The sequence below is a fragment of the Rhizobium sp. NXC14 genome, from assembly GCF_002117485.1.
In the GTDB taxonomy this organism is placed as follows: domain Bacteria; phylum Pseudomonadota; class Alphaproteobacteria; order Rhizobiales; family Rhizobiaceae; genus Rhizobium.
Map to the genome: position 1 here is coordinate 2590835 of NZ_CP021030.1, position 26288 is coordinate 2617122.

The window sequence follows — 26288 nt, forward strand, 5'->3', positions numbered from 1 at the left end:
TCCTTCCGCCTGCCCCGCCTCCGTCATCCTCGGGCTTGACCCGAGGATCCACACCGCATCCACCAACAGCCACGGGCATGGATCCTCGGCACAAGGCCGAGGATGACGGAGGGTGGGGTAGGCCTTCTCGCCGAATTCGCCCGCCCGGAGAATCTCCTAAAGACGCAGCTCGCTCTCCGCATCGAACACCGAAGCCAGCGCCATGTCGAAGCTCAGCTTCACCCTGGCGCCGACATCAAAGCGGCGTGCGCCGTTGACGCGGACCGACATCGTGTGACCTGCATGTTTCAGCCACAGAAGGTTGTCCGCCCCCATCGGTTCCTCGATATCGACGGTAGCGTCATGTTCTTCGCCCCCAGCATTCTCGTTGACCTTGATGTGTTCGGGGCGGACGCCGAGTACCACCCTGCGGCCGGGCTGCAGCGTCTCGTTGGCGCCATAGGCGGCGAGCGAGAAGTTGACGCCGTTTGCGGTAAAAGCGATGCCGTCACCTGTTTTGACCAGTTCGCCGCGCAGAAAATTCATCGACGGCGAGCCGATGAAGCCGGCGACGAAGAGGTTGCGCGGCCGGTTGTAGATCGTCGTCGGGTCGTCGAGCTGCTGTATGATGCCGCTCTTCATGATGGCGATGCGGTCGGCCAGCGTCAGCGCCTCGATCTGGTCGTGCGTGACATAGATCATCGTGTTCTGCAGCGACTGGTGCAGGCGCTTGATTTCGACACGCAGTTCTGAACGCAGCTTGGCGTCGAGGTTGGACAGCGGCTCGTCGAACAGGAAGACGTCGACATCGCGCACCAGCGCCCTGCCGATTGCCACGCGCTGGCGCTGGCCGCCGGATAGTTCGGCGGGCTTGCGCTTCAGGAGCGGCTGGATCTGCAGGATTTCGGCCGCACGCGCCACGCGTTTGTCGATCTCGGCCTGCGGCACCTTGGCGACGCGAAGGCCGAAGGAGAGGTTCTTCTCGACGGTCATCTGCGGATAGAGCGCATAGGACTGGAAGACCATGCCGATGCCGCGATCCTTCGGCTCTTCCCAGGTGACATTCTTGCCCTTAATGAAGATCTGCCCTTCCGAAGCGTCGAGCAGGCCGGCGATGCAGTTGAGCAAGGTCGACTTGCCGCAGCCGGACGATCCGAGCAGCACCAAGAATTCGCCGTCGTTGATCTCAAGGTTGAGATCCTTGAGCACGCTGACTGATCCGAAGTTCAGCGACAGATCTTTGATCGAGACGCTGGAATTGGAGACAGTTGAATTCATGTTCATGTGATCACCCCTTCACTGCGCCAGCGGCGATGCCGCGAACGAAAAGCCGCCCGGAGACGAAATAGACGATCAGCGGCACCAGACCGGTGAGGATCGTCGCTGCCATGTTGACGTTGTATTCCTTCACACCCTGGACGGAATTTACGATGTTGTTGAGCTGCACGGTCATCGGATAGGTATCCGGCCGGGTGAAAACCACGCCGAACAGGAAGTCGTTCCAGATGCCGGTGACCTGCAGGATCATGGCGACAACGAAGATCGGCAGCGACATCGGCAGCATGATCTTCAGGAATATCTGCCAGAAGCCCGCCCCGTCGACGCGCGCCGCCTTGAACAGTTCCTCCGGCAGCGACACGAAGTAGTTGCGGAAGAGCAGCGTCAGGATCGGCATCCCGAAGATCGAATGCACTATGACGAGGCCGGTCAGCGTGCCGTAGATGCCGATTTCACGCAGGATGATGACGATCGGATAGATCATCACCTGATAGGGAATGAACGCTCCGATGATCAGGATCGAGAAGAAGAGCTCCGAACCCTTGAATCGCCAGTTTGCCAGCGCATAGCCGTTCACCGAAGCGATGGCGATCGAGATGATGACAGACGGCACCGTGATGCGCACCGAGTTCCAGAAACCGCGCGAAAGGCCGTCGCAGTTGAGGCCAGTGCAGGCCGCCGCCCAGGCCTTGACCCAAGGTTGGAAGGTGATCTCCACCGGCGGCGAGAAAATGTTGCCGAGACGGATCTCCGGCATGCCCTTCAGTGAAGTCACGACCATCACATAGAGCGGCAGCAGATAATAGAGCGCTGCAACCGTCAACGTTCCGTAGAGCATGATGTTGCGCGCTGACAGCGTCGGGCGCGGCTTCGGACCGCTCGGCCCGTCGCCGAGCCTCCGTGAGACGGCGTCGAGGCCGACAGCCGTGGTGTTGAGAGTTTCGATATCAGCCACGCTTGCGCCCTCCTCCGAACTCCAGATAGGCCCACGGAACGATGATGATCGCGACTGTGACCAGCATCATCGTCGATGCGGCGAAGCCCTGACCGAGATTCTGCGCCTGGAACATGTAATCGTAGACGTATTTGGCCGGCACTTCCGATGATATGCCGGGACCGCCCGAAGTCTGCGCCACCACGAGGTCGTAGACCTTGACGATGCCGGAGGCGATGATGACGATCGTCGTGATGAACACGGGCCGCATCATCGGAATGACGACGAGCAGGTAGGTCTTCCACACCGGGATGCCGTCGACGCGGGCCGCTTTCCAGATATCCTCGTCGATGCCCCGCAGACCTGCAAGCATCAGGCACATGACGAGGCCCGTTCCCTGCCAAAGCGCCGCGATCAGAATCCCGTAGATGACGATTTCGGGCGTATAGAGCGGATTGAAGGTGAAGCTTGTCCAGCCGAGCGAACGCACCACCGACTGGACGCCGAAATCTGGGTTCAGAACCCATTGCCAGACGAGACCGGTCACGATGAAGGACAGCGCGAAGGGGTAGAGAAAGATGGTGCGAAAAGTGTTTTCGAAACGGATCTTCTGATCCATGAGTGCGGCGAGCACAAATCCGATGACCAGGCTGAAGATCAGCGAGAGGACGCCGTAGAGCGCCAGATTTTCGATCGCAGTAACCCAGCGGGGTGCCGCCCAGAGACGGTGATACTGGTCAAAGCCGACGAAGCTCAACCGCGGGAGGAGCTTGGAATTGGTGAAAGAATAAAAGACCGTCCAGAACGTGCCGCCGACAAAGATCACCAGCGCTGTCAGGATCATTGGGATGGACGCAATCTTGGCGTTCAGATTGCGCAGTAACTTGTTTGGCCGGCCTGCTTGCGCTTGACCCGTCATGAACACTTCTCCTCAAATCGCAGCTGCGGCCGGTGACGGCCGTCTCTCACCCCTGCCCGCTGGATCGGCCGGATGGGCCGGCAAGACCATCGAAACTTGCGGGAGGATCCGGCTCCGCGGAGCCGGATCGCAAGGGCAGTGAATCTGCCGATCAGTCAGCCGAGGCGATGATTTCGGCGAAACGCTTCTGCGCGGCCTCCGGCGTCATCGACGGGTTGGCGAAGAATTCGGAGAAGAGGTCCTCCTTCTGCTTCTGGCTGTCGGCCGAAAGCAGCTGGTCGGTGCCCTGGATCACATTGCCCTTCGCCAGGATGTCGAGACCCTTCTTCATGCAATCGTTGGCGGCGGCAAGATCGACATCGCCACGAACCGGCAGCGAACCCTTCTTCAGGTTGAAGGCAACCTGGGTCTTGGGATCGAGCAGGGTTTTGGCGAGCACGGCCTGTGCCTTGGACTTTTCCTCATCCTTCAGCAGCGGGAAATAGAAGGCGTCGCCGCCGGTCGAGATGATCTCGTTGACGCCGAGGCCCGGAAGGCAGGTATAGTCGGTGCCGGCCTTCTGACCGGCGAGTGCGAATTCGCCCTGCGCCCAGTCACCCATGATCTGGCCGCCGGCCTTGCCCGTGATGACGAGATTGGTCGCCTGGTTCCAATCCTGGACATTGCTGCCCTTGGACATGCGGCGGGCGTCGTCGGCAGCCTTGAAGACCTTGGCGATCTCGGGTCCGGCGGCGACCTCTGCATCCTTGTCCTTGAAGACCTTGTTGAACACGTCCTTGCCGGCGACCGCGACCATCAGCACGTCGAAGGCGCCTGTCGCCTGCCATGGCTGACCGCCGACAGCGAGCGGAATGATACCGGCCTTTTCGAGAGCCGGAGCGGCAGCGACGAATTCGTCCCAGTTCTTCGGAACCTCGACACCGGCCTTCTTGAAGGCAGCGTTCGAAAGCCACAGCCACTGCCAGGAGTGGATGTTGACCGGAGCGCAGTAGATCTTGCCGTCGATCGTGCAGGAATCGAGCAGGCTAGACGGACGAATAATGTCCTTCCAGTGCTCCGCGGTCGCGACATCGGTCAGGTCGCGCATCAGGCCCGCCTGGACAAGCTCTTCCGCCTGGCGGCCATGATTGAACTGGGTGGCGCCCATCGGGTCACCGCCGGTGATGCGGCTGATCATGATTGGGCGAGCAGTTCCGCCGGAACCGGCGATAGCGCCGTCGACCCAGTGGTTGCCGGTAGCGTCGAATGCCTTTGCCAGCTCGGCGACAGCAGCGGACTCGCCGCCGGACGTCCACCAATGGGTGACTTCGAGGTCGGTGGCGCTGGCGCTGATCGGAAGTGCTGCTGAAGCGGCGAGCATAGCCGCCATCATACGGATTTTCATGAGTTCTCCTCCCTCACTGAAACGTTGCCGGAAAAACTTAGATCAATCGATTTCCCCACGCAACTGCCCGCCCGTAAATTTTTCTTTAAAGATCCTGATTGCTACTTCTGACTGTTTCGGAAGGCGGCTTCACACCCGTTGAATCGGCGGACGAGCAGACTTTTCCGCAGGCGCTGTGTCTAACCAGTGCGATGAAATTTAACATTAATTTTTATAATTCAATCTCGAGATCCCCATTACCTTTTTCGCAGCTGCAGAAAAATCCTATAGGAATCACCGATTCAACCTGTGCGAACAATGTTGCGACGCACACAAGAAAAACCACTCGACATTTCTACTGTATCGTTACAGATTGAATTCCTCAGGGAGGCGCGATTTTGGCAGGCGGCGGGCTTACGGCGCCTGAGAAAGCCTCTATAAGCGAGACCAATTCGCGCAAGGCGGCCTACAGGGATGGAAAACAAGGGAAATTTCGGACAGGCGACATCGACGGCGGTGACGCGCGAGCGCCCGACATTGAAGACGATCGCCTTCATGACCGGCCTCGGCGTGACCACGGTATCGCGTGCGCTGAAGGACGCGCCGGATATCGGTGCCGAAACCAAGGAGCGGGTGCGCATGGTCGCCCGCCAGCTCGGCTACCAGCCGAACCGGGCGGGCGTGCGCCTGCGCACTGGCAAGACCAACGTCATCGCCCTCGTTCTCAGCATCGACGAGGAGATCATGGGCTTCTCGAGCCAGATGGTCTTCGGCATATCCGAAGTGCTGTCTGGCACGCCTTATCATATCGTCGTGACACCGCATTCGCACAGCAAGGACCCGATGCTGCCGGTGCGCTATATTCTTGAAACCGGCTCGGCCGACGGCGTTATCATCTCGCGCATCGAACCGGACGACCCGCGCGTGCGGCTCTTGTCCGAACGTGGCATGCCCTTTGCCACGCATGGGCGCACCGATGCAGGTCTCATCCACCCCTTCCACGATTTCGACAACGAGGCCTTCGCCCATCAGGCGGTGGAACGCCTTGTCAAACGAGGCCGGCGCCGCATCGCCCTGCTGCAGCCGCCGAGTAAGCTCACCTATTACGCCCATATCCGCATCGGCTTTCAGACCGGCCTGCACGACTACGGCGCCGAGGAGGTGCCGTTGCGCGTCAACACCGACGCAGCGCTTGCCGATATCCGCGACATCGTCGAGGTGATGATGCGCTCGGCCAATGCGCCTGATGGCATCGTCTGCTCGGCCGGCAGCGCCGCGATCGCTGTCAATGCCGGCATAGAAGCCGCCGGCAAGGCGCTCGGGCGCGATCTCGACATGGTCTCCAAGCAGTCGGTGCCGATCCTCAACTGGATCCGCCCCGAAATCATCACCGCTCAGGAGGACGTGCGTCAGGCCGGCCGCGAAATGGCCAAAGCCGTCATCGCCCGCATCGACGGCGTCGAACCCGAACTGCTGCAGAGCATCAGCCAACCGATCTGGCCGGAAAACACCAGATAGGGCGATGGCGGAATAAGAGCGGAGAAAAGCCGCGGCGCGGTTGACTGGCGGCTGCGGTGTAGTTCACCGGCCGTTAGTGGTAAAACCCGCCTGTGGCTACTCTCGGCCCGAGGCGGACTGCTCAGTCCGAATGAGACGGAAATTTAAACCCTGCCCATTCAACCCGTTCCTGCCAGTCCGGAAGACCAGCAGTTCGGATACGGTCAATCTGTCTGTGCTTCCGAGCAATTTGGCGTGGGTCACCACCATCCCTTTTCATGTGACGTAGCTGCTCACGGGCGACCCAGAGTGCGTCACGCCAAACTTCTTCTGAAATCCATTTGCCACCCATGGCTTTCTACCTGTTATTTTCATCCCTGTATCGATGCACCAGACCACACTGTCCGCTACTGGCGCAAACGGACCATCGCCAGATCGCAATGATCGGCTTTCATCGACGTCAAGGCCGACCTGGAAACCCTATATCAACCTCGCCTGCATCCCTCGATCCGCTCCTCGCCAATTGCTCCTGCACAGCCTTGATCTTCGGATTGCAGCCCTCGCCGCGGCGTCGCGTGATCGAGTGGATGCCGCGATAAGCAGGTGGGGCAAGCGGTTTGACGATCACCCTGCCGCGGAAATCGCGAAGCGCCAGGCCCGGCACCACCAAAATCGAGCAGCCGGCTTCGACAAGCGCGAAAAAAGCCTTGATTGCCAGCCATCCCGCATACGAGCCACGGGGAAATCGACAGAATGCATGAAAGCAGCGTGCCCTATTTCAGCCAATGGGAAACACCCGGCATGACGCTGCCGGTGCTTGCCGAGGGATCGCAAGCGCTGCTCAGCGACCCGCTCTGGCGCCATTCGGGAGCCGTGACCATCGAGGAATATGCGTGCTGGGCGGTGAATATCTGCGGCATGGCCTGCCTGAAGATGATCCTTGCTGCGCGCGGTGAGATCCATCCTACTCTTGAGCTTGCCCGCGCCTGCACGGTTTACGGCGGCTATGTCGTCAACGAGATCGACGCCTCGATCAAGGGACTGATCTACGCTCCCTTCGTCCGCTTCGTGAGCGAGCGTTTCGGCCTCGGCGCCGAGACGATGACCAATGTCGAGACGTCAGCCATCCCGGAACTTTTGTCGAAACGCCGCTTCTTCATCGCCTCGGTGCATTCGGCCATCCGCTGGCCGGAGCAGGAGCCGCCGGCAAAGGGCGGTCATCTCGTGCTGGTGACATCAGCCTCGCAGGAGACGATCCGATTCCACAATCCGTCCGGCCATGACGCGGCGAGCCAGGCCGATGTCACGCTGCCGCTTGCCGTCTTCGATCGTTTCTTTGCCAAGCGCGGCATATCGATCGAGGCCTGATCTCTCAGACATCCCATCGCTTCGGAGGCTTTCATGACCCCTTCTCCCAACAGGCTGCGCATCGCCGTGCTCTTCGGCGGGCGTTCGGCCGAGCACGAAGTTTCCATCCTCTCGGCGACCAACGTGATGGCCGCCCTGGAGCCTGAGAAATACGATGCCTTTCCCGTCTTCGTCACCCGCCAGGGACAATGGCTGCTGAGCAGTTTCAAGGACGGTAGGCTCGCCACGCCCTCGTCAGGCACGGAAATCTGCCTCATGCCGGGCGGCCGCGGGCGTATGCTGGCCACCCCCTCTCATGGCGCGCCGCATGAATTGCCAAAAATCGATGTCCTGTTTCCCGTGCTGCACGGCCCGCATGGTGAGGACGGATCGGTGCAGGGCGCAGCTGAAGTGGCGCGCGTGCCGCTCGCCGGCTGCGGCATCCTCGGTTCGGCCACGGCCCTTGACAAGGATATCGCCAAGCGCCTGCTGCGGGCGGCAGGCCTGCCGGTGGCGCGCGCCGTGACGATCCACGAGGGTGCGGCCCCTTCATTCTCCGCGCTCGAAGGCGAACTCGGCCTGCCGCTCTTCATCAAGCCGGCACGGCAGGGATCGTCGGTCGGCGTCGCCAAGGTCCATGCCAGCCAGGAATTCGCCGCAGCGCTCGAGCAGGCCTTCCGCCACGACCGCACTCTGCTCGCCGAGGAATTCGTCGCCGGTCGCGAAATCGAATTCAGCGTGCTCGAGGATACCGACGGCAAGCTCTTCGTCTCCCGCCCGGGCGAGATTGTGCCGGCCGAAAGCCATGGCTTCTACAATTACAACGCCAAATATATCAATGAGAACGGCGCCGCCTTGAAAGTGCCGGCCGACCTGCCGGCGGAGATCGAGGCCGCCATGCGCGACGTGGCCGCAAGGGCTTTCCGGGCCGTCGGCTGCGACGGCATGGCACGCGTCGATTTCTTCCTGACATCGGACATGCGCTTCGTCATCAACGAGCTCAACACCATTCCCGGTTTCACCGATATCAGTATGTATTCCAAGGCGATGGCGGCAAGCGGCGTCAGCTATGCCGAGATCATCGACCGGCTGGTGGACCATGGAATGGCGCGCGCCCACAGGGAAGGCTAGTGTCGGTTCTGATTTCCGGATGTTCCGGCGGCGGAAAATCGACGCTGCTTGCTGAGCTTGGCCGTCGCGGTCATAGGATCGTCGAAAAGCCTGGCAGGCGGATCGTCAAGCAGGAGCTCGAGAGTAGTGGAACCGCCCTGCCCTGGATCGACGCGATTGCCTTTGCCCGCCGCGCGATCGAGATGGCGATGGCCGACTACACGGCAGCGTGCGAATGGACGGGCTGGAGGTTTTTCGACCGCGGGCTGATCGATGCCGCCTCGGCCTGCAGCACATGACCGGCGAACCGGTCCTGGAACGAATGACCGCCGCCCATCGATATAACGGAAGCGTTTTTCTGACGCCGCCACGGCCCGAGATCTACACGACCGACCCTGAGCGCCGCCATGGCTTCGAAGAGGCCGTCGCAGAATATGATCGGCTCGCCGCGACCTATCCGACCCTCGGTTACGAGGTCGTCATACTGCCAAAAATCGGGGTTGCCGAACGGGCCGATTTCATCCTCGATTGCCTTGGGGCGAGAGCTTTTCGGGTTAGATTGAAGCATTCTGTTGGCTCAAACGGAGTCGGATGGTCGACCGGCCGGCGCGTATCGTAGCCCAGTTCTACGGCCAAGCCGGCCGGTCGATCAGGCGGCCCGTTTCAGCCAACCCTCCCGCAGATTAGCCTGGCAAATCTGCAAGACTTCAGAATCGCCGGATGCACTTATCGCTTCGCCACGGCGAAGCGGTGCGGCCGGTGGGTCGGGCATCTCTAGCCAGGATCAAAGGCGATCGGCTCGGACGTACCTCGGGGGTATGCCCGTCGCCAATCGCCTTTACCCTGACGAAAACCTGCTCCGGCAGAATGCTTCAATCTAGCCCGGAAAGGCTCTAGTCGCCTTAACGCCGACGAAAGACGCACCACTGAAACGACTGCCGGCCCCCGGCAGGCGTCCTATGCTCCTCACGCCACTCGCTTTCCAGGACGAATGCGGAAGAGAATTCCGACGCGAGCGCCGCCGCATCGTAACGCTGAACCGGCAGACCGCTGCACCGCTCCGGCCCGTCAGGTGCGAAGGTGGCGATGATCACGACGCTGCCCGGCGCCGTGCCGGTTTCCAGGGCGCGGCGATAGGCGATCCGCTGCTCCGGCTCGGTGAGGAAATGAAAGACGGCGCGGTCGTGCCATATGTCGTAGCACCGCCCTGGTCGCCATTCGGTGACATCGGCCATGAGCCAGGCGACCCGGGCGGCGTCACCATGCAGCCGTGCCTTGGCGACATCCAACGCCGGCGCAGCGATATCGAGAACCGTGAGGTCGGACCAGCCGCGCTCGAGGAGACGGTCGACAAGGCTCGACGCGCCGCCGCCGACATCGATCAGCGCGGCCGTAACCGGCACATGCAGCTCGTCAAGCGCCCTGAGCGAAGGCACGGGCGTCGGCTGATACCAGCTGACTTTGTCAGCTGCTTTCGTGCGGTAAACCTCGTCCCAATGTTCCTGTTTTGCGGCCGTCATCCGCTATTCCCATTTCTTGCAGCACCGATCCTGACCTATCAAGATGTAAGGATTGAGACATGCCTCATCGCTTACCGCCCGGTCTTAGGAAGTAGGTGACGATAGACGAGATCGGCAGGATCAGTTCGAGGCGCTGCCGGATCAAGACGCGCCCCCAGCCGTTCGGCAACGGCAACGGATGCAGAATTGTCAGGCGCGATATAACTGACGAGCGACTACAGTTTGAGCGTCTGGAAGGCCCTCCCGCAGCGCCGAAGCCTCCTCGGTCGCATAGCCGCGGTCCTCGAACCCGTCATAAGCGAACCAGCCCAGCTCCTTTTCCGGAAAGAGCGGCCCATGGTTGATCCCCACCTGGCCGATGCATTGGCCGGTTTCGCTGAGGTCGATCATCATCGCGCCGTGCCCGAAAAGCTGCCAGAGAGCGACGTCGTGACAGAACATCCCCCACGCCGCCCGCAGATCAAAGGGGCCGCCCATCCCGGCGGACCGTGGCGAGGCCCATTATCGGGGCGTAGGCATCGAAGTCGTCGATGTCAGGCATACGAAGCTTCAGACGCTTGGTTCGGAGGCTAATAGCGCCCGCCTCTGACATGTCTCGCCCTTCCACTACTTTTCGAACGCTGGAGCGAACCGAAGCACCCCGCTCGGCGCCGGTCCGTGAAAAACAATCCGCTGCACAAGCCGCGTATCGAGATCCTGATATGTTAATTGGCCGTCGCTGCTGAAGCCCGCACCGCTGTAGACCTCGGGATTGCCGATCAGCGCGCACCCCCTCGCGCCCATCTCCTTCAGCAATTCGAGCCCCTTCGCCGTAAGCGCCCTTCCGATGCCCTGCCGCTGTCTCTCCGGCGTGACCGCTATCGGCCCCAGCCCGAACCAGCCGTCATGTACTCCGTTGACCGTCACCGGCGAGAACGCGACGTGCCCCAGGATCTCGCCATCCTCCTCGGCAATCAGCGATATCGCCAGATCGCCGCTCAAGCGAAGCCTCCGGATGATCTCCGCTTCCGTACCCTCGCTATAGGGCATCGGCTTGAAGGCGGCCGAGGTCAAATTCTGAATCGCTTCGATATCTGCCGGCGTCTCGTATCGGATGAGCATTCCTTTAGTTCTCCGGAACGGTCTTCCGCAAATGCTATGAAGGGAAAGTCGGAAATCAACAAGCCAGTTTGCACAGGCAGAAACAACACAGTTGTCGGGTCAGGCAGCGATCTCACAAGAAAGCCCGGCGCAACGCCGGGCTTCCTCGATGTCTTTCTCCGCAAACCTCAGAAGGTCGCAGCACCGCTGCCCCAGGGGCCGTGGTGGAAGTCCTTGCCATCGAGGCGGTCGAAGCCGTGAGCGCCGAAGAAGTCGCGCTGGGCCTGGATGAGGTTGGCCGTCCCCCTGCCCTGGCGGTAGGCGTCGAAATAGCTGAGCGCCGAGGTCAGCGCCGGCACCGGCAGGCCGGCGGCGAGAGCGGCGGTCACGACGCGGCGAAGCGCCGGGATCGATTCCTTGACCATGGATGAGAAGGCCGGCGTGACGATGAGGTTCGCCGCATCGGGCGCATCGGTGAAAGCCCTGGTGATCTCATCGAGGAACTGCGAGCGGATGATGCAGCCGGCACGCCAGATCTTCGCGATAACAGGCATCGGCAGCGACCAGTTGAACTCCTTGGAAGCTTCCGCCATCACGGCGAAGCCCTGCGCATAGGCGCCGATCTTGCCGGCAAACAGTGCCAGTTCCAGATCCTTGTTGAGCTCGGGCCCGTAGGCGGTCGGGAAGACGCTGCCGAGATTACCGAAGATCTTTTCGGCGGCTTCGCGCTCAGACTTCATTGAGGAGAGGCTGCGGGCGGCAACCGCGGCCTCGATCGCCGTTGCCGGAATGCCCATGTTCTGCGCCTCGATCGCCGACCACTTGCCGGTGCCCTTCTGGCCTGCCTTGTCGAGGATCATGTCGACCATCGGCCCCCCGGAGACGGGATCGCTCGCCGCAAGCACCTTCTCGGAGATCTCGATCAGATAGGAGTTCAGCCGGCCCTTGTTCCACTCGCCGAAGATGCCGGAGATTTCGGAGGCACTCTTGCCGAGACCGTCTCGCAGGATGCCGTAGATCTCGGCGATCATCTGCATGTCGGCATATTCGATGCCGTTATGGATGGTCTTGACGAAATGGCCGGCGCCGTCATTGCCGAGCCAGGCGACGCAGGGCTCGTCATTGTAGCGGGCGGCAATCGACGTCAGCACCTTCTCGACGCGCTTCCAGGACTCTTCGGTACCGCCGACCATGATCGACGGGCCGTGGCGCGCACCCTCTTCGCCGCCGGAAACCCCCATGCCGATGAATGTCAGTTCAGTATCCTTGAGACGGCCGAAGCGGGCGACGGTGTCGCGGAAATTGGCGTTGCCGGCATCGATCATGATGTCGCCCTTGGCAAGATGCGGGCGCAACGCCTCCATCTGCTGGTCGACAGCGTCACCGGCCTTGATCATGATAATGATCGGACGCGGCGGCCGGATTGCATCGACGAACTCCTCGATGGTCTTGCAGGGAATGATCTGCTTCTTCAGATCGCCGGCGCTTTCGTAGAATTCGTCGGTTTTCTCAGGCGTGCGGTTGAAGACCGCGATTTTATTGCCTTTCTCCGCGATGTTGAGCGCCAGGTTGGAGCCCATGACCGCAAGGCCGATCAGTCCGATTTCTGCCTTTTCCACGACAAACCTCCGATGTGTCATTTGGACCGGTGTTGTGGCACTGTCTCGCTCAAACGGCAAGTCTCGCGAGGGTCTAATCGGTTCGCAAAAGCCATTGAAATGCAGCTTTGATCGTCTGACTTGTCCGACAACTTTTCATCTGCAGCCCGATCCGGAAGCCGCAAAATATTCGCGATCGCCCGTACTGCCCTATCTCATGTTATCATGCGGACCTCGGGAGATATCGTTTGGTTTCGAAAAGACGAAAAGACATGGCGATGCTTGCGCCCCGCGCCGGCCGCTACCGCGAATATGCGCCGCCGCCAGCGCTACGGCGCCATTTCAGCTGCCTCTGGTCGCATACACTTAGGGACGGGGCGGCGGCCACGGTGGCGATCGTGCCGGATGGCTATTGTGATCTCCTCTGGATGGACGGACGGCTTGTCGTCGCCGGTCCTGACCGGATCGCGGCCTTCCCGATCATAAGGCCGGGCGCGACCGTCATCGGCGCGCGCTTTGCGCCGGGCGCCGCAGCATCCTGGCTGAAGACGCCGCTCTCGGCGCTGGTCGGCCTGTCGGTGCCGCTTGCCGATATCGGACGGAAGGATACCAGCGAATTCGAGGCGCGGCTGCGGGATTGCCCGGACCCCGCGGCCGCCGCGACGCTGTTCGGCCGTCTGCTTGAAGGGGCCGCGCGCGATGAGGAGGAGCCCGCCCAAGACGCCGCCGTGATCTTCGCCGCCGCCGACAGCGGCCGCCCAACCTCCGGCCTGCCCGACCAGCTCGGCATGAGCGAAAGGCAACTGCGCCGCCGCTGCCACCATCATTTCGGCTATGGCGCAAAGACACTGGAACGCATCCGCCGGTTCCAGCGTTTCCTCGACCTCTGCCGCAGGGTGGACACGATGCCACTCGCCCGCATCGCGCTCGAAGCGGGCTTTGCCGACCAGGCCCACATGACACGCGAGGTCGCAGAACTCTCGACTCTCACCCCTGCGATCATTCTTAACCAACTCGGCACGCGGGAAGGATCCGGCTGACCGTTTTGTTCAAGACACCGCCGGCCGGCCTTATTATTCAGGGAAACCCAAATACAAGGACCTGCACCATGGCGACAATGCCTGCAAAAATCATCCACCAGTCGATCGAGCGCGACTGGCGGGATGTCTACGACTTCGCCCGCAAGCCGGAGAACATGCCGCTCTGGGCCTCCGGCCTTGCCACCGGTTTCGAGCCCGACGGCGCCGACTGGATCGCCCACGGTCCCCTCGGCACCATCAAAGTGAGCTTCGTTCCCGCCAATGAATTCGGCGTGATCGATCATACGGTGACGATCGAATCCGGGCTCCGGGTTTATAATGCCCTGCGCATCGTACCGAACGGCGATGGCTGCGAGGTCATGTTCACGTTGCTGCGTCTGCCCGGCATGACAGATGCGCAATTTGCCGCTGATGCCGCGCATATCGAGAAGGATCTCGTCATGCTGAAAGCCCTGATGGAGAGATAGATGTCTGAAAACTCCGAACACAACGACCGCCGCATCGACTATGTTGAATTCAACGTCTCCGACATCGCCGCCGCCAAAGCCTTTTACGGCTCGGCCTTCGGCTGGCGTTTCACCGATTACGGCCCGAATTACTGCGAATTTGACGACGGCCGGCTGAAGGGCGGCTTCACCGATTTCGGCCCCGTCAGGCCGGGCGGCCCCCTCGTCGTCGTCTACGCCAGGGATCTGGAAGAAGTGCTGACTTCGGTCGAAAGGGCCGGCGGCACGATCTGCCGGCCGATTACCGATTTTCCGGGTGGCCGCCGCTTCCATTTCCTCGACCGCGACGGCTACGAGCTCGCCGTCTGGGCGACGGCGTAAATTAGAGCAATTCCAGCAAAAGTGTGCAGCGGTTTTGCGTCCGGAATTGCGTGAAAACAAAGAGATAGAACAATTCCGTGATTCGAAGAAAAACGGACTTGCTGTAGACTACCGATCCATCACGATCAGAGCGCCGATGACAATGCCGCCCGCATCGCGCAGCGGCGACATGCGACAGCGCACCTGGCGGGATACACCGCCGCCGGTCCGGCGCTCATAAGTGTAGTCGACCTCCCCGCCGGCAAAACAGACGTCCAGCTTATGCTTGGCGCATTCGGCGAAGCGCTCCTCGCCGATGAATTCGGAGAGGTGACGCCCGATCAGTTCCATCGGCTTCCTGTCCAGATGGGCACTGTTGGCCGCGTTGGAATAGAGGTAGCGGTAGTCCCTGGTCAGCACCGCCACCCGATCCGGCAGGCTTTCGAGGATCGCGGCGTTGAGGAAGTGGCCATTGTCGGTGTCGGGCACATAGGCTGCCGGCGGCTCGATGCGCACATCCTGCGGCGAAGGCACCCGCCAATCCGGCGCATGCGTGCCGAAATAACAGTCGAGCAGATAGGAAAGCACCGCCGCATGTTCTCTGACACTGGCGCTGTCGTCCGCGTCCCGGGCGACAAGATGGCTGACGAACTGCAATTGCATGTAGACTTCGAGCAGATTGGCCGCCCGGCAGGCCAGGATGGCCTCGACCAGCGGCTCGACATGACGGTCGAGCAACATGACGCGCTGATCGTCGCCTTGGCGTATGGCTTCCTCTATTTGCGCGCAGCGCAAGGAAAAGGCTCGAAAAAGCTCCAGCAAGACGCCTCCCACTCCCATTGTCCCACGTGGGTGTCCAAATTGTGTGGCTGCATTTCCCAAATGCGCCCTGAGGTGGATATTATTCTCGCCCTGGTAGTGACGGCTAACATGAAGTTTACTCGTTTTCAATCCGAGAGCACCTGCCGCTTTTCACCGCTGATAAATCAGGGTTTGATTTTCAAGGCGCGAGCGTCTTCTTGATCTGCCAGCGGTCGTGATACCAAAGCCACTGTTCCGGATATTCCCGCACCCAACTTTCCACCTTGTCATTGAGTAGCTGGGCGGCGGCAGGCAGGTCGAGATTGCCTTTGGCGTCGCGCGGCATCTCCAGCCGCGGCTCAATTTCCAGCCGGTAGCGATTCTCCGGAAGGCGGATGCAGCGCGCCGGATAGACCTCGCAATCGAACTGGCGCACCAGCTTCGGCAACAGCGGATTGGTCTTCACCTCTCGCCCGAAGAAGGTGCCTTTCAGCCCCTTGCCGAATTTCTGGTCGACGAGCACGCCCACCCCCTGGCCCGCCTCCAACTGGCGTGCGAGCGCGAAGGAGGAGCCGGCATGCGAGGGCACCAGCTTGCCCATGCGCGCACTGCGGAAATCGAACACCTTCTTGGCGACATAGGGATTGTTCGGCGGCCGGAAAAGTACGGTGACGGTGAGCCCGAAGGCCGCGCCCGCCACCGGCAGCAGCTCGAAATTGGCGGTATGGCCGGTAAAGACGATGAAGGGGCGCGGATTGTCGCGCAGGTCGAGGAAGATGGGGATGCCCGACACCTCCACCCTGCCCGGCTCCGGCCGTTCGGGGTCGTAGTCGAACAATTCGTCGAGGAAGACGTATTCGGCCGCAAGCCGGCCCATATTTCCCCAGCTGCCGAGCGCGATCTCTTCGATCTCGGCCTCGCTCTTCTCAGGGAAAGCGTTGCGCAGATTGACAAGCATCAGTCTATGACGGCGCGTCCGCCGGCCGAGGCGGCGCATCATCCGGTCGGCGAAGCGAATCGCGCCATCGGCCGGAAACAGCTTCAGCACATTCAGGAAGCCGAACATCACCTGCGCCACCAGCCATTGCTGGAAATTTCTGAGCGCCAGAACGACCCGGGTAATGAACAGCTTCACGTGAGGTCAGTCCATCTTCAGAATGATCTTGCCGAAGATCTGGCGGCTTTCCATCCGCTCCAGCGCCCGGTCGATATCGTCGAATCCGACTTCCGTATCGATGACGGGATGGACGAGCCCGCGGCCCATCTTCTGCATCGCATCGGCCATGTTCTCCATGCGGCAGCCGAAGGAGCCAAGCAGCTTCAATTGCTGCTGGAACAGCATCATCAGGTTCATCTCTGTCGAGACGCCCGAGGTCGAGCCGCAGGTGACGAGGCGCCCGCCGCGCTTCATGCAGAGTATCGAGCCTGCCCAGGTGTCCTTGCCGACATGTTCGAAGACGACGTCGACGCCCTTCTTCTTGGTCAGCTTGCGCACCACGCCTTCGAAGCGGTCGGTGCGGTAGTTGATGACGTGATCGGCGCCGAGAGCCTTGGCCCTCTCGATCTTGTCATCGGAACCGACCGTGGTAATCACGGTGCAGCCGATCTTCTTGGCAAGCTGGATCGCCGCAGTGCCAATGCCGGAGCCGCCGGCATGAACGAGGATCGTCTCGCCGGGCTCGAGCTTGGCATTGTCGAACAGCATATGCTCGACCGTGCCGAAGGTGACGGGTGCCAATGCTGCGCCGATCGCATCGACACCGGGAGGGGCCGGAACCAGCAGACGCGCCGGCAGGTTCACCTTTTCCTGCGCGAAGCCGTCGAGATGGAAGCCGTGCACGCCGGAGACATGTTCGCAGAGATTGTCGCGGCCTTCGCGGCAGGGACGGCAGAGGCCGCAGGTGCGCGCGCCGTAGATCGAAACCAGCTGGCCCGGCAGGACGTTGGCGACACCGGGACCGATCGCCTCGACGACGCCGGAGGCTTCCGCGCCGATGACGAGCGGCATCTTGCGCTTGGCGAAAGCCATGCCGCGCCAGCCCCAGACGTCGATATGGTTGAGGGCCACCGCCTTGACGCGCAGCGTCACCTCGCCTGCAACGGGTGCGTCCGGTTCTGGCAGGTCGGTGATCTCAAGCTTGCGGTCATCGATCAGTTGCAAAGCGCGCATGGCAAAATCCCTCGCCTCGAAGGCGTTCGTCTCGTCTTAAATTAGTCGGGAACCGCTTAAGCCGGTTCGAGCGCCATGACAAGGCTGGCATTCTGCCCGCCGAAGCCGAAGGAGTTGGAAAGCACGGCCGAAACCTGGGCTTCCCGCTTCTTGTTCGGCACGACATCAAGCACGATCGACGGATCGGGATTGGTGTAGTTGATCGTCGGCGGCAACGTGCCCGTCAGCATCGTCTGCAGCGAGAACACCGCTTCGACCGCACCCGCTGCCGTCAGCGTATGGCCGATCATCGATTTGTTCGACGAGACGGGAATGCCGACGAGTCGTTCGCCGAAGACAGCCGACATCGCGCCGTATTCCATCTTGTCGTTCTCAGGCGTCGAGGTGCCGTGCGCATTGATGTAGCCAATGCCGCTCTCGTCGATGCCGGCGTCGGCAAGGGCCGCGCGGATCGTCGAGATAGCCGGTCCGCCGTCGGGCGAGGAGCGAGTGCGGTGGAAGCTATCGGCCTTGTCGCCGGCGCCCTTCATGATGCCGAGCACCCTGGCACCGCGGGCGACCGCCGCTTCCAGCGATTCCAGGACCAGCGTCGCCGCACCCTCGGCGATGACGAAGCCGTCGCGGTCCTTGCTGAACGGCTTGGAGGCCTTGGTCGGCGGATCGTTCTGCGTCGAAAGAGCCGACAGAAGCGAGAAGCGGATCAGCGCTTCGGCGCTGAGCGACCCATCGGTCGCAACCGTCAATGCGCGATCGGTGCGCCCCTGACGAATCGCCTCGATGCCGAGCTGGATCGCGGTGACGCCGGAAGCGCAGGCCGTCGACAGCGTCACGGGAAGGCCGCGCGTGCCGAACCGGTCGGCCAGACGCTCGGAAATCGCACCGAACAGCGCCGCCTCGTGGAAGGCCGGGTCGGGCCGCTGGCGCAGCGCGGTCAGGAAGCGCTCATAGGCGTCGCCTGGATGATCGGCGGCCGGCGAACGGTCTGCAAGTTCGAAGCGGGCGCTCCATTCCGGCTCGATCGGCGGCGCGGCAAGGAACAGCGGACCGTTGAAATCGCCTGAAAGACCGGCGTCGGCCAATGCTTCGATGGTAGTCTCGCGGGCAAAGGCATAGGAACGCTCGACGGCGTTCGGCACCGGAATTTCGATGAAATCGACGGTGCCGGCGATGCGTGTCGACAGGCCTTCGGTCGGAAAGCGGTTGATTGCGTGGATACCAGAGGTGCCCGAGGAAAGGGCCGCCCAGTTGTCCTTCAGGCCCTGGCCGAGCGAGGTGATGATGCCTATGCCGGTCACTGCGACGATCGGTCGGCCGAGATGATCTCTGTAAGCGGAAGCTGTCATATCTCTCTCCTCACGCCTCTGCGGAAAGAACGGCGACGCCCTCGCCGCGCTGATGTCCGACCATAGTTACGACGGCCGCCTTCGTTCCCGCCTTCATCGGCGCTTCATGGGCGACGTCGAAGGGTGGAACCTTGGCCTCGGCATCGATTGCAAGGGCTGCGAGCGCCAGCCCTAGCGGGAATTGCGCTTCGATCGTGTGACCGGAAACGCCGCCGAAGCCGCGGATCGCCGCACCCGGAAGCTGATGTTCCAGCACCGCCTTTTCGCGGGCGGCGATGTCATGCATGCCGGTCGAACCGGAGAAGATCGCCATGCTCTCTGCCGGCAGCTCGGCGGCAGGCTTCAGCAGCCGTTCCATCCGCACTTCGAAATTGCCGGCAGCGCGGTTGCCGCGATCGCCTTCAACGGCGCTGATCGTCGCATAGATGTGCGCGCCGCGCTCTTCCGCGTGCTTGCGCGATTCCAGCACCAGGAAAGCGCCGGCCGAACCGGTGATCATGCCGCCGCCCTCGAGGTCCGAGCGCGACCAGAGCGGCGCCCATTCGCCGCGCGTATGCGCGCCGATCGCTTCAGTGAGCAGGATCATGTCCGGACGCTCGGCAGCAAAGGCGCCGCCGACCAGCGCATGGGTGGATTCGCCGGAGCGAATGCGCCAGAACGCCGTCTCGACGGCGGAAACACCCGACGCTTCTTCGCCCATGAAGGTCCGCGAGGAGCCAGTGACCTTGTGAACGATGGAGATATTGCCGGCAAGCAGATTGGAAAGCTGCGCCAGGAACAGCGTCGGCCTCAGCTCCGTCGTCAGCTTCTCATTGAGCAGCAGTTCGCGGTCGTTGCGCTTCAAGCCCTCGTCGACGATCAGCGTGTCGACGTTGATGTCGCGCTCGCCGCCGCCGGCCGCTACGATCATGTCCATCGTGCCGCAGGCCTCGATATTGTCCTTGAATCCGGCATCGTCGAGCGCAAGACCCGCGGCGAAGACGCCGATGCGCTGCCAGTTTTCCATCTGGCGCTGGTCGCCGCGCTTGGCAATCTGCTGCGACCAGTCGATCTCAGGCAGCGGATGCACCGGATAGGGTTTGAATTTCTCTGTCTCGACGATCGCCCTTGGCGTGCTGTCGGCCGAAAGCAGCGCGACATGCGCCTCCTTGCCGACGCCCTGACAGGTAACGATACCGACGCCTGAAATGACGACGTCGTTTGCGGCCTTGCTCATCCAACCACTCCCTGCGCTGCGATCGCTTCGAGAAGCCCGACCTCGCCGGCGCGTTTTTTCACGATATCGCCGAGCGGAACTTCGCTGAAGGGCATGGTACGCAGTTTCAGCTGCGCATCGCAGACCTTCTTGCCGCCGCTGGTGATCTTGGCTTTGGTGACCGCAAAACCCGACCCGTCATGCTCCAACACCGCCTCGATATCGAGCACGGCTTCCGGCTCGACAAAAGTGCGCATCTTGGCGCCGTCGACGGACATCAGGAAGGGCATGGCGGCAAAGTCGGAGGCGGCAAGCACCAGCATGCCGGAAGCCTGCGCCATGGTTTCGATCAGGAGCACGCCGGGAACGAGCGGCATACCGGGAAAATGGCCTTCGAAAACGGGGCTCTTGGCCGGCACGACGGATCGCGCCGTCAGCGTAGCCTTCTTCAGGTCCACCGCTTCGACGCGGTCAATCATCTGGAAATATTCCAGCAGCATTCGGATCCTCCGGCCCGGAAGGCCAAATCCGCCCGCCGGTGACGCCTAATTAGGAACGAAACCGCCCGGCCGCCATAGTCAGGGCGGCAGGGCGTTCGAAAAAGACTGATGTGTCGCTCAGGCCTTGGCCGCTTTGAGCTCGTCGATCTTGGCACAGAGGTTCTTCAGCACGAAATATTCTTCGGTGGAAACCTTGCCTTCGTTGACCTCCTGCGTCCACTTTTCGAGCGGAATCTTGATGCCGAATTCCTTGTCGATCGCAAAGACGATATCGAGGAAATCGAGGCTGTCGATACCGAGGTCGTCGATCGTATGGCTCTCCGGCGTGATCGTGGCGCGATCGATCTCGCTGGTTTCTGCAATAATGTCGGCAACTTTGTCGAATGTAGCGGTCACGCGCTGTACCTCATGAAATGACGATTTAAACCCCCTCATAGGCAAATCCTTTTCAAAAGCCAATGCTTTCGTCCGGGCGTCGCGGCAATTTGACAATAAGGTGTTGCCTAAACAGCAATGGAACGCCGGCGAGTGCTGGCGCCGAAAACAGGATGCGGCTGTCCAACATCCGCACCGGTCTTTGATCTGAATCAAATTATGCGCGCCGGCATTTGATAATCATCAAGCTGGGCTGGAAGGAATTGCGATCGCGTTCCAGCATGTCCGGCTATTTGAAGGATCGCGACGATCGACGTTGCCAGCATTGAGATTTTTGAAGCAGGCACGCCCGTTGCACGTCCTTCCCGCCAGGCGCGGCACGGCGTCGTCTGCGGTCCGACGCCGAATTCAGGTTAACGCGCTGATCCGGGATCAACGCGTGATGACGACGCGGGTATTGGCAAGACCTGCCTGCCGCGCCAGTGAGAAGAACTCGGCCGCATTGTCGGGATGCAAGCGAACGCAGCCATGCGAGGCCGGTGTGCCGAGACGCTTCAGATCGAAGGTGGCATGAACGGCGTAACCGCCGTTGAAAAATACAGCATACGGCATCGGCGCATTGTCGTATTTGCGCGAACGGTGATCGCGCGATAGCCATTTGGCGCTCCAGGAGCCGGTCGGCGTGACATAACCATTGCGCGCGGTCGAAACCTTCCAGCGATATTTGACAAAGCCGTCCTCGGTGACGGTCATGGTCTGTTTGCCGATGCTGATATTGGCAACCAGCGTTGCTGCTTCAGCGGCAACCGGAGAAAACTGCAGCAATAAGCTTACCGCCGCGGCGGCAAAAATCGTCTTCATGATAATCCCTCTTCGCACCCGCGCATTTGATTGCGCCCTCACGCCAGAGAGACTACGACGATACTTGATTATATAGCTTTAACCCGAATGGTAATCACAATTCTAACAGGGCAATGACGGATTTGAGCGCCGCAGGACGGCCGCTCCGCCTCACTGAAGCTTGCGCGCCGCCGGCCTCTGCTTGAGCTGCTGATAGGCCTTGTTCATCCTTTCGCGGATGGAGGCCATGGTGCCGAGATTATGGCCGCAAGCCGCGCAGCTTATGATATCCGTCTCCCGGATCTCCGGACGCTCGAATTTCATCTTGGTGCTTTTGCACTTCGGGCACGGTAGTTCAATCTGAACTGTCATCGCTCTGCTTCCGGTCTGATGGAGATATGAGGCGTTTCGCATAAACGTTTGGGACGGGACTGTCCACTGGGGCGTGAGCTCTACCGCAAGCCCCTCACAGAGAGCACAAAAACAATCCGAACGTCACGCCGGCAAGCACCATGCAGCTCGCCTGATACACTGAGACCCCGTCTTCGATGTCGCCGGATGTCGCGACATCGCGTCCGGGATTGTTGATCATCGGCTCGGTAACGAGCACACCGCCATAGATGCGCGGTCCTGCGAGCTGGACATTCAGCGCACCAGCCATTGCCGCTTCCGGCCGGCCGGAATTCGGCGAACGGTGCAAGCCGCCGTCGCGCATAGCCACCCGGATCGCCTCGCGGCAGGCGCTGGTGCCGCGCCGGATCCAGGCGCCTGCAGCAATCAGCAGGATCGAAAGGCGCGCCGCCGGCCAGTTGGCGAGATCGTCGAGCCGAGCGGCCGCCCAGCCGAAATCGATATATTTTTCCGATCTATGGCCGATCATCGAGTCCGCCGTGTTCAGCATCTTGTAAGCGAAAAGCCCTGGCAGGCCGAAGATAGCGTACCAAATCGCCGGCGCGACGACGCCATCGGAGAAGTTCTCGGCAAGGCTTTCGATCGCAGCACGGCAGACGGCCGGCTCATCCAGCGTCTCGGGATCGCGCCCGACAATGCGGGAGACGGCGGCCCGTCCACCGGCAAGCCCCTCCTCGCGCAGGGCGACGGCAACGGCAGCGACATGGTCGGCAAGGCTCTTCTGCGCCAGAAAGACCGCCACCAGTCCGGTCTCCAGCAGGATGCCGCCGAGGCCGAACAGCGCGAAAAACCGGTTGAACACGAAGCCGGCCCCCACAGCGAGCAGCAGCAGCGCCAGGATGGCGGCAACGCCGTTCATCCGCCGTTGATGCCCCGTAAGGCTTGAAGGATTGAGCTGCTGGTCGGCATAGGAGATCACCGCTCCAAAAATCGCGACAGGATGCGGCACGCGCGACCAGAGCCATTGCGGATCGCCGACAATCCGGTCGAGCAGCAGCGCCAGAAGCAGCACGAGAAGGTTTAGGTCGATCGTCATCGCTCAAATCTCTGAAGGACTTCGCCAAGCCGCCGGTCCGCCGCCGGATCGGGCGCCAGCCCGAAACGCAGCCATTCGGGCGCATAGTCGAACTTGCGGACGAGAATATGATGCCGGCAGAGATGCGTGTAAATGTCGCTCGCCCTGGCATCGTCGACAAGGGCAAACAACCCTGTTCCCCCTGCGATCCGGAGGCCGACCCCGCCCAGCACCGCACGAAGCCCGGCGCTGCGTTCATCGATAAGCCGGCGGATGGAAGAAACGTCCGAACGCAGAAGCGAGCCTGCTATCGAAAGCGCCGGCCCGGAAACCGCCCAGGGCCCGAGCCACTCCTCGAAACGCTTGAGAATGTCGTCACGTGCAATCACGAAACCGAGCCGCAGGCCGGCGAGCCCAAAAAACTTGCCGAAAGAGCGAAAGATCACCAGGTTTGAGAGCCTCTGCGCGACGCCCGCAAGACTCAGCGCTGGATCGGCATCGCCGAACGCCTCGTCAACAACGAGAAGCCCATTGACCGCCTTCATCCTCTCGTGCAGTCCGATCAGCGTCTCGTTCGGCCATGTCAGCCCATCGGGATTGTTCGGATTGACGACGACGGCAAGCCGATGCTCGGTTCCGATCGCAGCGACATCATTGACGGTCTCGACGGCAAAACCGGCCGAAATAAAGGCGCGCGCATACTCGCCATAGGTCGGCGCCACGACGGCGACCCTGGCGCCCTCACCCTTTGTCAGCAACCGCGGCAGAAGCTGGATCACCGATTGCGTTCCGGGCACCGGCAGCGGCAGGATCTGGCCGCTCCCATAGTAATCGCGCGCCGCCCGCCTTGCCTGATTGACCAGATAACTGTCCGGCAAGCGGTGCCAGGCCCTTGTCGGGATTTCTGGCAGGGCAGCCGGGCACGGGTTAATGCCGGTGGAAAGGTCGAGCCAGTCCTCCGGCCTGCCGCCAAAGGCGGCAGCAGCGGCGGTAACTTCGCCACCATGGACGATCGGCGCGCTCACGCGGCAATCCCGGCGAGATCGATCAGATGCATGTAGGAACCCGCAACCTGCCCGCGCCGCAGCCCCGCCCGGCCGAGATCGGTTCCGATCGCATCCCGGACCTGAAACAGCCGTTCGCCCTCGCCTTCGGAAATGAGGGTCGAATAGTGGAACTCATGCGCCGTCATCGCCCGCTGAAAGATTGCACCGTCGAGCGGCATGACGTGGCGATAACCGAGATGGCGTTTGCGCGCGGCATAGCTAGTGACGACGGGCAGCAGGCCGAGCATCTCGTGACGCTTCCTCTCTGCGTCAATCAGCCCTTCGCCGAGCACCATATAGCCGCCGCACTCGCCATAGATCCGGATGCCGCGCGCCGCCGCATCGAGGAGGGCGGCGCGGAAATTGGGCGCCTGGGAAAGCGTTCCGGCATGCAGCTCGGGATAACCCCCGGGCAGATAGATCGCATCGGCGTCGGCAGCAGGCGCCTCGTCGGCAAGCGGCGAGAAGAAGGAAATCGAAGCCCCCCGCCGCCGCCAGCCAAGCAGCATATGTTCATAGGAAAAGGCGAAAGCGATATCGCGGGCCACTGCAATGCGACTGCCGAGCGGCGGCAGACGATCAATATTGGCAGCCGACGGTCGGTTGAGGCCCTGCCTCGCGATGCGCAGCAGAAACTCGAAATTGCATTCCTCGGAGACGGCATCCGCCGCATGCTCGATGAAACCTTCGAGGCTCGGATGTTCACAGGCCTGAACAAGGCCGAGATGGCGATCCGGCAAGGCAAGCGCCTTGTCGCTGCCGATCACGGCGATCACGGGCATCCGGATCGCCTCGAGCGCCTGACGCAGCATCGCCTCGTGCCGTTCGCTGCCGACCTTGTTGAGGATGACGCCGGCAACGCGGACATCGGCGCGGAAACCGGCAAAACCCGCCACCAGCGGTGCTATCGATTGCGACATGCGCGAACCGTCGACGACCAGCACCACGGAAAGGCCGAGCTGGGCGGCCAGATCCGCTGCCGTCCCCTTGCCGTCGGCCGCCCCATCGAACAGTCCCATCATCGCCTCGACGACGAGAATGCGGTCGCCGGAGCGATGCAGCGTCGCATTGGCCGAGATCAGCTCCGGCCGCATCGCCCAGGGGTCGAAGTTCAGGCAAGGCGTGCCGCTTGCCGCCGCATGGAAGGCGGGATCGATATAGTCGGGGCCGGCCTTGCCCGGCGCGACCGCGATGCCGCGCCGGCGAAGCGCCCTCAGGAGCCCAAGCGTCACCGTCGTCTTGCCGGCACCGGAGGAAGGAGCTGCGATCAGGAGGCCGCTCATGCCCGCACCTGGCCGGACTGGCGGAACGGATCGGGCTGCAGGCGTCGTCCGGCGAGAGCGCCAACCCAGTCGAGCGAGGCCCGCAGCCGCACTACCTCGCCAACGACGACCACCGCCGGCGGCTCGAGCCCGGAGGCGGCAACAGCCTCGGTCGCCTGCCCGAGCGTCGTCTCCAGCACCTGCTGCGCACCGGTCGCCGCATTGCAGACGAAAGCTACGGCCTCGGACGGCGAGCGGCCCGACGCAATGAGATTGGCGCTGATCTGGGCGATATGCTTCATCGCCATGTACATGACGATCACGGGCGAACCCTTGCCGATCGCTTCCCAATCTATCCTGTCGGGCACGATGCCGGAGGAATCATGGCCGGTAAGAAACGTCACCGCATGATTGATCTCGCGGTGCGTCACCGGAATGCCGGCATAGGCAAGCCCGCCGATACCGGCGGTGATCCCCGGCACGATGCGGAAAGGGATATTGTGCTCGACCAGCGTCAGCGCCTCCTCCCCGCCGCGCCCGAAGACGAAGGGATCGCCACCCTTCAGCCGCAGCACCCGCTTGCCGGTGTGCGCCAGTTCCACCAGACGCAACGAAATATCCCGCTGCTTGGCCGAGGGTTTGCCGCCGCGTTTGCCGGCATATTCGAGTTCGGCGCCGGGGTGCGCGAGCCTCAGACAGTCCTCATTGACCAACGCATCATGGACGATCACATCGGCCTCGGCGAGCCCCTTGGCGGCCAAGAGCGTCAGCAGACCCGGATCACCCGGACCGGCCCCGACGAGCCAGACGCTGCCCGGCTCCAATGCCGGCAAATGGGAGAATGCGCTATTCAACATTT

26 protein-coding genes and 2 pseudogenes are annotated in these 26288 nt (G+C 61.9%); 7 read left to right on the forward strand and 21 right to left on the reverse strand.

What is annotated here, in order from left to right; all coding sequences use genetic code 11:
• Positions 1 to 156: 156 nt before the first annotated feature.
• From NXC14_RS12785 to NXC14_RS12800, 4 genes are all read right to left on the reverse strand, one after another.
• Complete coding sequence (locus NXC14_RS12785) at positions 157 to 1263, reverse strand: ABC transporter ATP-binding protein (protein ID WP_085778452.1); 1107 nt, start codon at positions 1261 to 1263, stop codon at positions 157 to 159.
• A 4-nt stretch (positions 1264 to 1267) separates the two neighbouring features.
• Positions 1268 to 2212, reverse strand: coding sequence for a carbohydrate ABC transporter permease (locus tag NXC14_RS12790; RefSeq protein WP_085778453.1), 945 nt, complete (start codon positions 2210 to 2212; stop codon positions 1268 to 1270).
• Positions 2205 to 3110 carry a sugar ABC transporter permease gene (locus NXC14_RS12795; protein ID WP_085778454.1) on the reverse strand — a complete coding sequence of 302 codons (906 nt, stop codon included), beginning with the start codon at positions 3108 to 3110 and terminating at the stop codon, positions 2205 to 2207. The genes NXC14_RS12790 and NXC14_RS12795 overlap by 8 nt, the downstream gene beginning before the upstream one ends.
• Before the next feature lie 151 nt (positions 3111 to 3261).
• Entirely contained in the window at positions 3262 to 4494 is a 1233-nt protein-coding gene (locus NXC14_RS12800) for an ABC transporter substrate-binding protein (protein WP_085778455.1), read from the reverse strand.
• A gap of 453 nt (positions 4495 to 4947) precedes the next feature.
• Here NXC14_RS12800 and NXC14_RS12805 point away from each other — a divergent pair, with 453 nt between their 5' ends.
• The 4 genes and pseudogenes from NXC14_RS12805 to NXC14_RS12820 all read left to right on the forward strand — a co-directional run.
• Positions 4948 to 5991, forward strand: coding sequence for a LacI family transcriptional regulator (locus NXC14_RS12805; protein WP_085778456.1), 1044 nt, complete (start codon positions 4948 to 4950; stop codon positions 5989 to 5991).
• A gap of 732 nt (positions 5992 to 6723) precedes the next feature.
• Positions 6724 to 7338, forward strand: a complete 615-nt coding sequence (locus tag NXC14_RS12810; RefSeq protein WP_085778457.1) for a C39 family peptidase — start codon at positions 6724 to 6726, stop codon at positions 7336 to 7338.
• Between the two features lie 33 nt (positions 7339 to 7371).
• Complete coding sequence (locus NXC14_RS12815; RefSeq protein ID WP_085778458.1) at positions 7372 to 8448, forward strand: D-alanine--D-alanine ligase family protein; 1077 nt, start codon at positions 7372 to 7374, stop codon at positions 8446 to 8448.
• Positions 8448 to 8962: pseudogene (locus tag NXC14_RS12820) on the forward strand (AAA family ATPase); the annotation flags it as partial. The gene NXC14_RS12815 and the pseudogene NXC14_RS12820, both read left to right, overlap by 1 nt.
• 367 nt (positions 8963 to 9329) lie before the next feature.
• On the opposite strand, the gene NXC14_RS12825 reads toward NXC14_RS12820, so the two are convergent.
• From NXC14_RS12825 to gndA, 4 genes and pseudogenes are all read right to left on the reverse strand, one after another.
• Complete coding sequence (locus NXC14_RS12825) at positions 9330 to 9947, reverse strand: class I SAM-dependent methyltransferase (protein ID WP_085778459.1); 618 nt, start codon at positions 9945 to 9947, stop codon at positions 9330 to 9332.
• 71 nt (positions 9948 to 10018) lie between these two features.
• Positions 10019 to 10539: pseudogene (locus tag NXC14_RS12830) on the reverse strand (GNAT family N-acetyltransferase).
• Positions 10540 to 10553: 14 nt separating this feature from the next.
• Positions 10554 to 11048 (reverse strand): N-acetyltransferase, encoded by a 495-nt coding sequence (locus NXC14_RS12835; protein WP_085778460.1) that lies wholly within the window; start codon positions 11046 to 11048, stop codon positions 10554 to 10556.
• A gap of 167 nt (positions 11049 to 11215) precedes the next feature.
• Complete coding sequence (gene gndA / locus NXC14_RS12840; RefSeq protein ID WP_198175446.1) at positions 11216 to 12667, reverse strand: NADP-dependent phosphogluconate dehydrogenase; 1452 nt, start codon at positions 12665 to 12667, stop codon at positions 11216 to 11218.
• 206 nt (positions 12668 to 12873) lie between these two features.
• Between gndA and NXC14_RS12845 the strand changes: the two genes are divergently transcribed.
• From NXC14_RS12845 to NXC14_RS12855, 3 genes are all read left to right on the forward strand, one after another.
• Entirely contained in the window at positions 12874 to 13665 is a 792-nt protein-coding gene (locus tag NXC14_RS12845) for a helix-turn-helix domain-containing protein (protein ID WP_085778462.1), read from the forward strand.
• Between the two features lie 68 nt (positions 13666 to 13733).
• Positions 13734 to 14132, forward strand: a complete 399-nt coding sequence (locus NXC14_RS12850; protein WP_085778463.1) for a polyketide cyclase — start codon at positions 13734 to 13736, stop codon at positions 14130 to 14132.
• Positions 14133 to 14492 (forward strand): VOC family protein, encoded by a 360-nt coding sequence (locus NXC14_RS12855; RefSeq protein ID WP_085778464.1) that lies wholly within the window; start codon positions 14133 to 14135, stop codon positions 14490 to 14492.
• 108 nt (positions 14493 to 14600) lie between these two features.
• Here NXC14_RS12855 and NXC14_RS12865 read toward each other — a convergent pair whose 3' ends face one another.
• The 13 genes from NXC14_RS12865 to cobA form a co-directional block, all read right to left on the reverse strand.
• On the reverse strand, positions 14601 to 15293 hold the full coding sequence (locus NXC14_RS12865) for a PAS domain-containing protein (RefSeq protein WP_198175447.1): 693 nt from the start codon (positions 15291 to 15293) through the stop codon (positions 14601 to 14603).
• Between the two features lie 178 nt (positions 15294 to 15471).
• Positions 15472 to 16407, reverse strand: coding sequence for a lipid A biosynthesis lauroyl acyltransferase (locus tag NXC14_RS12870; RefSeq protein ID WP_085778467.1), 936 nt, complete (start codon positions 16405 to 16407; stop codon positions 15472 to 15474).
• 6 nt (positions 16408 to 16413) lie between these two features.
• Positions 16414 to 17442 carry a zinc-binding dehydrogenase gene (locus NXC14_RS12875; protein ID WP_085778468.1) on the reverse strand — a complete coding sequence of 343 codons (1029 nt, stop codon included), beginning with the start codon at positions 17440 to 17442 and terminating at the stop codon, positions 16414 to 16416.
• Positions 17443 to 17498: 56 nt separating this feature from the next.
• Positions 17499 to 18785 (reverse strand): beta-ketoacyl-ACP synthase, encoded by a 1287-nt coding sequence (locus tag NXC14_RS12880; RefSeq protein ID WP_085778469.1) that lies wholly within the window; start codon positions 18783 to 18785, stop codon positions 17499 to 17501.
• Between the two features lie 10 nt (positions 18786 to 18795).
• Positions 18796 to 20001: a beta-ketoacyl-ACP synthase gene (locus tag NXC14_RS12885; RefSeq protein WP_085778470.1), complete on the reverse strand. Its 1206-nt coding sequence runs from the start codon at positions 19999 to 20001 to the stop codon at positions 18796 to 18798.
• A complete protein-coding gene (locus NXC14_RS12890) occupies positions 19998 to 20480 on the reverse strand; it encodes a 3-hydroxyacyl-ACP dehydratase FabZ family protein (protein WP_085778471.1) in 483 nt (160 codons plus the stop codon). Before NXC14_RS12890 ends, NXC14_RS12885 begins: the two co-directional genes overlap by 4 nt.
• Before the next feature lie 117 nt (positions 20481 to 20597).
• A complete protein-coding gene (locus NXC14_RS12895; RefSeq protein WP_003540486.1) occupies positions 20598 to 20876 on the reverse strand; it encodes an acyl carrier protein in 279 nt (92 codons plus the stop codon).
• A gap of 411 nt (positions 20877 to 21287) precedes the next feature.
• Complete coding sequence (locus tag NXC14_RS12900; RefSeq protein WP_085778472.1) at positions 21288 to 21716, reverse strand: L,D-transpeptidase; 429 nt, start codon at positions 21714 to 21716, stop codon at positions 21288 to 21290.
• Between the two features lie 150 nt (positions 21717 to 21866).
• Positions 21867 to 22067 (reverse strand): hypothetical protein, encoded by a 201-nt coding sequence (locus NXC14_RS12905; RefSeq protein ID WP_085778473.1) that lies wholly within the window; start codon positions 22065 to 22067, stop codon positions 21867 to 21869.
• 94 nt (positions 22068 to 22161) lie between these two features.
• Positions 22162 to 23142 (reverse strand): adenosylcobinamide-phosphate synthase CbiB, encoded by a 981-nt coding sequence (cbiB, locus tag NXC14_RS12910; protein WP_085778474.1) that lies wholly within the window; start codon positions 23140 to 23142, stop codon positions 22162 to 22164.
• Positions 23139 to 24146, reverse strand: coding sequence for a threonine-phosphate decarboxylase CobD (gene cobD / locus NXC14_RS12915; protein WP_085778475.1), 1008 nt, complete (start codon positions 24144 to 24146; stop codon positions 23139 to 23141). Before cobD ends, cbiB begins: the two co-directional genes overlap by 4 nt.
• The gene (locus tag NXC14_RS12920) at positions 24143 to 25450 is read right to left on the reverse strand and encodes a cobyrinate a,c-diamide synthase (RefSeq protein ID WP_085778476.1); all 1308 of its coding nucleotides are present in this window, start codon (positions 25448 to 25450) and stop codon (positions 24143 to 24145) included. The genes cobD and NXC14_RS12920 overlap by 4 nt, the downstream gene beginning before the upstream one ends.
• A complete protein-coding gene (gene cobA, locus NXC14_RS12925; RefSeq protein ID WP_085778477.1) occupies positions 25447 to 26286 on the reverse strand; it encodes a uroporphyrinogen-III C-methyltransferase in 840 nt (279 codons plus the stop codon). Before cobA ends, NXC14_RS12920 begins: the two co-directional genes overlap by 4 nt.
• Between the last annotated feature and the right edge of the window lie 2 nt (positions 26287 to 26288).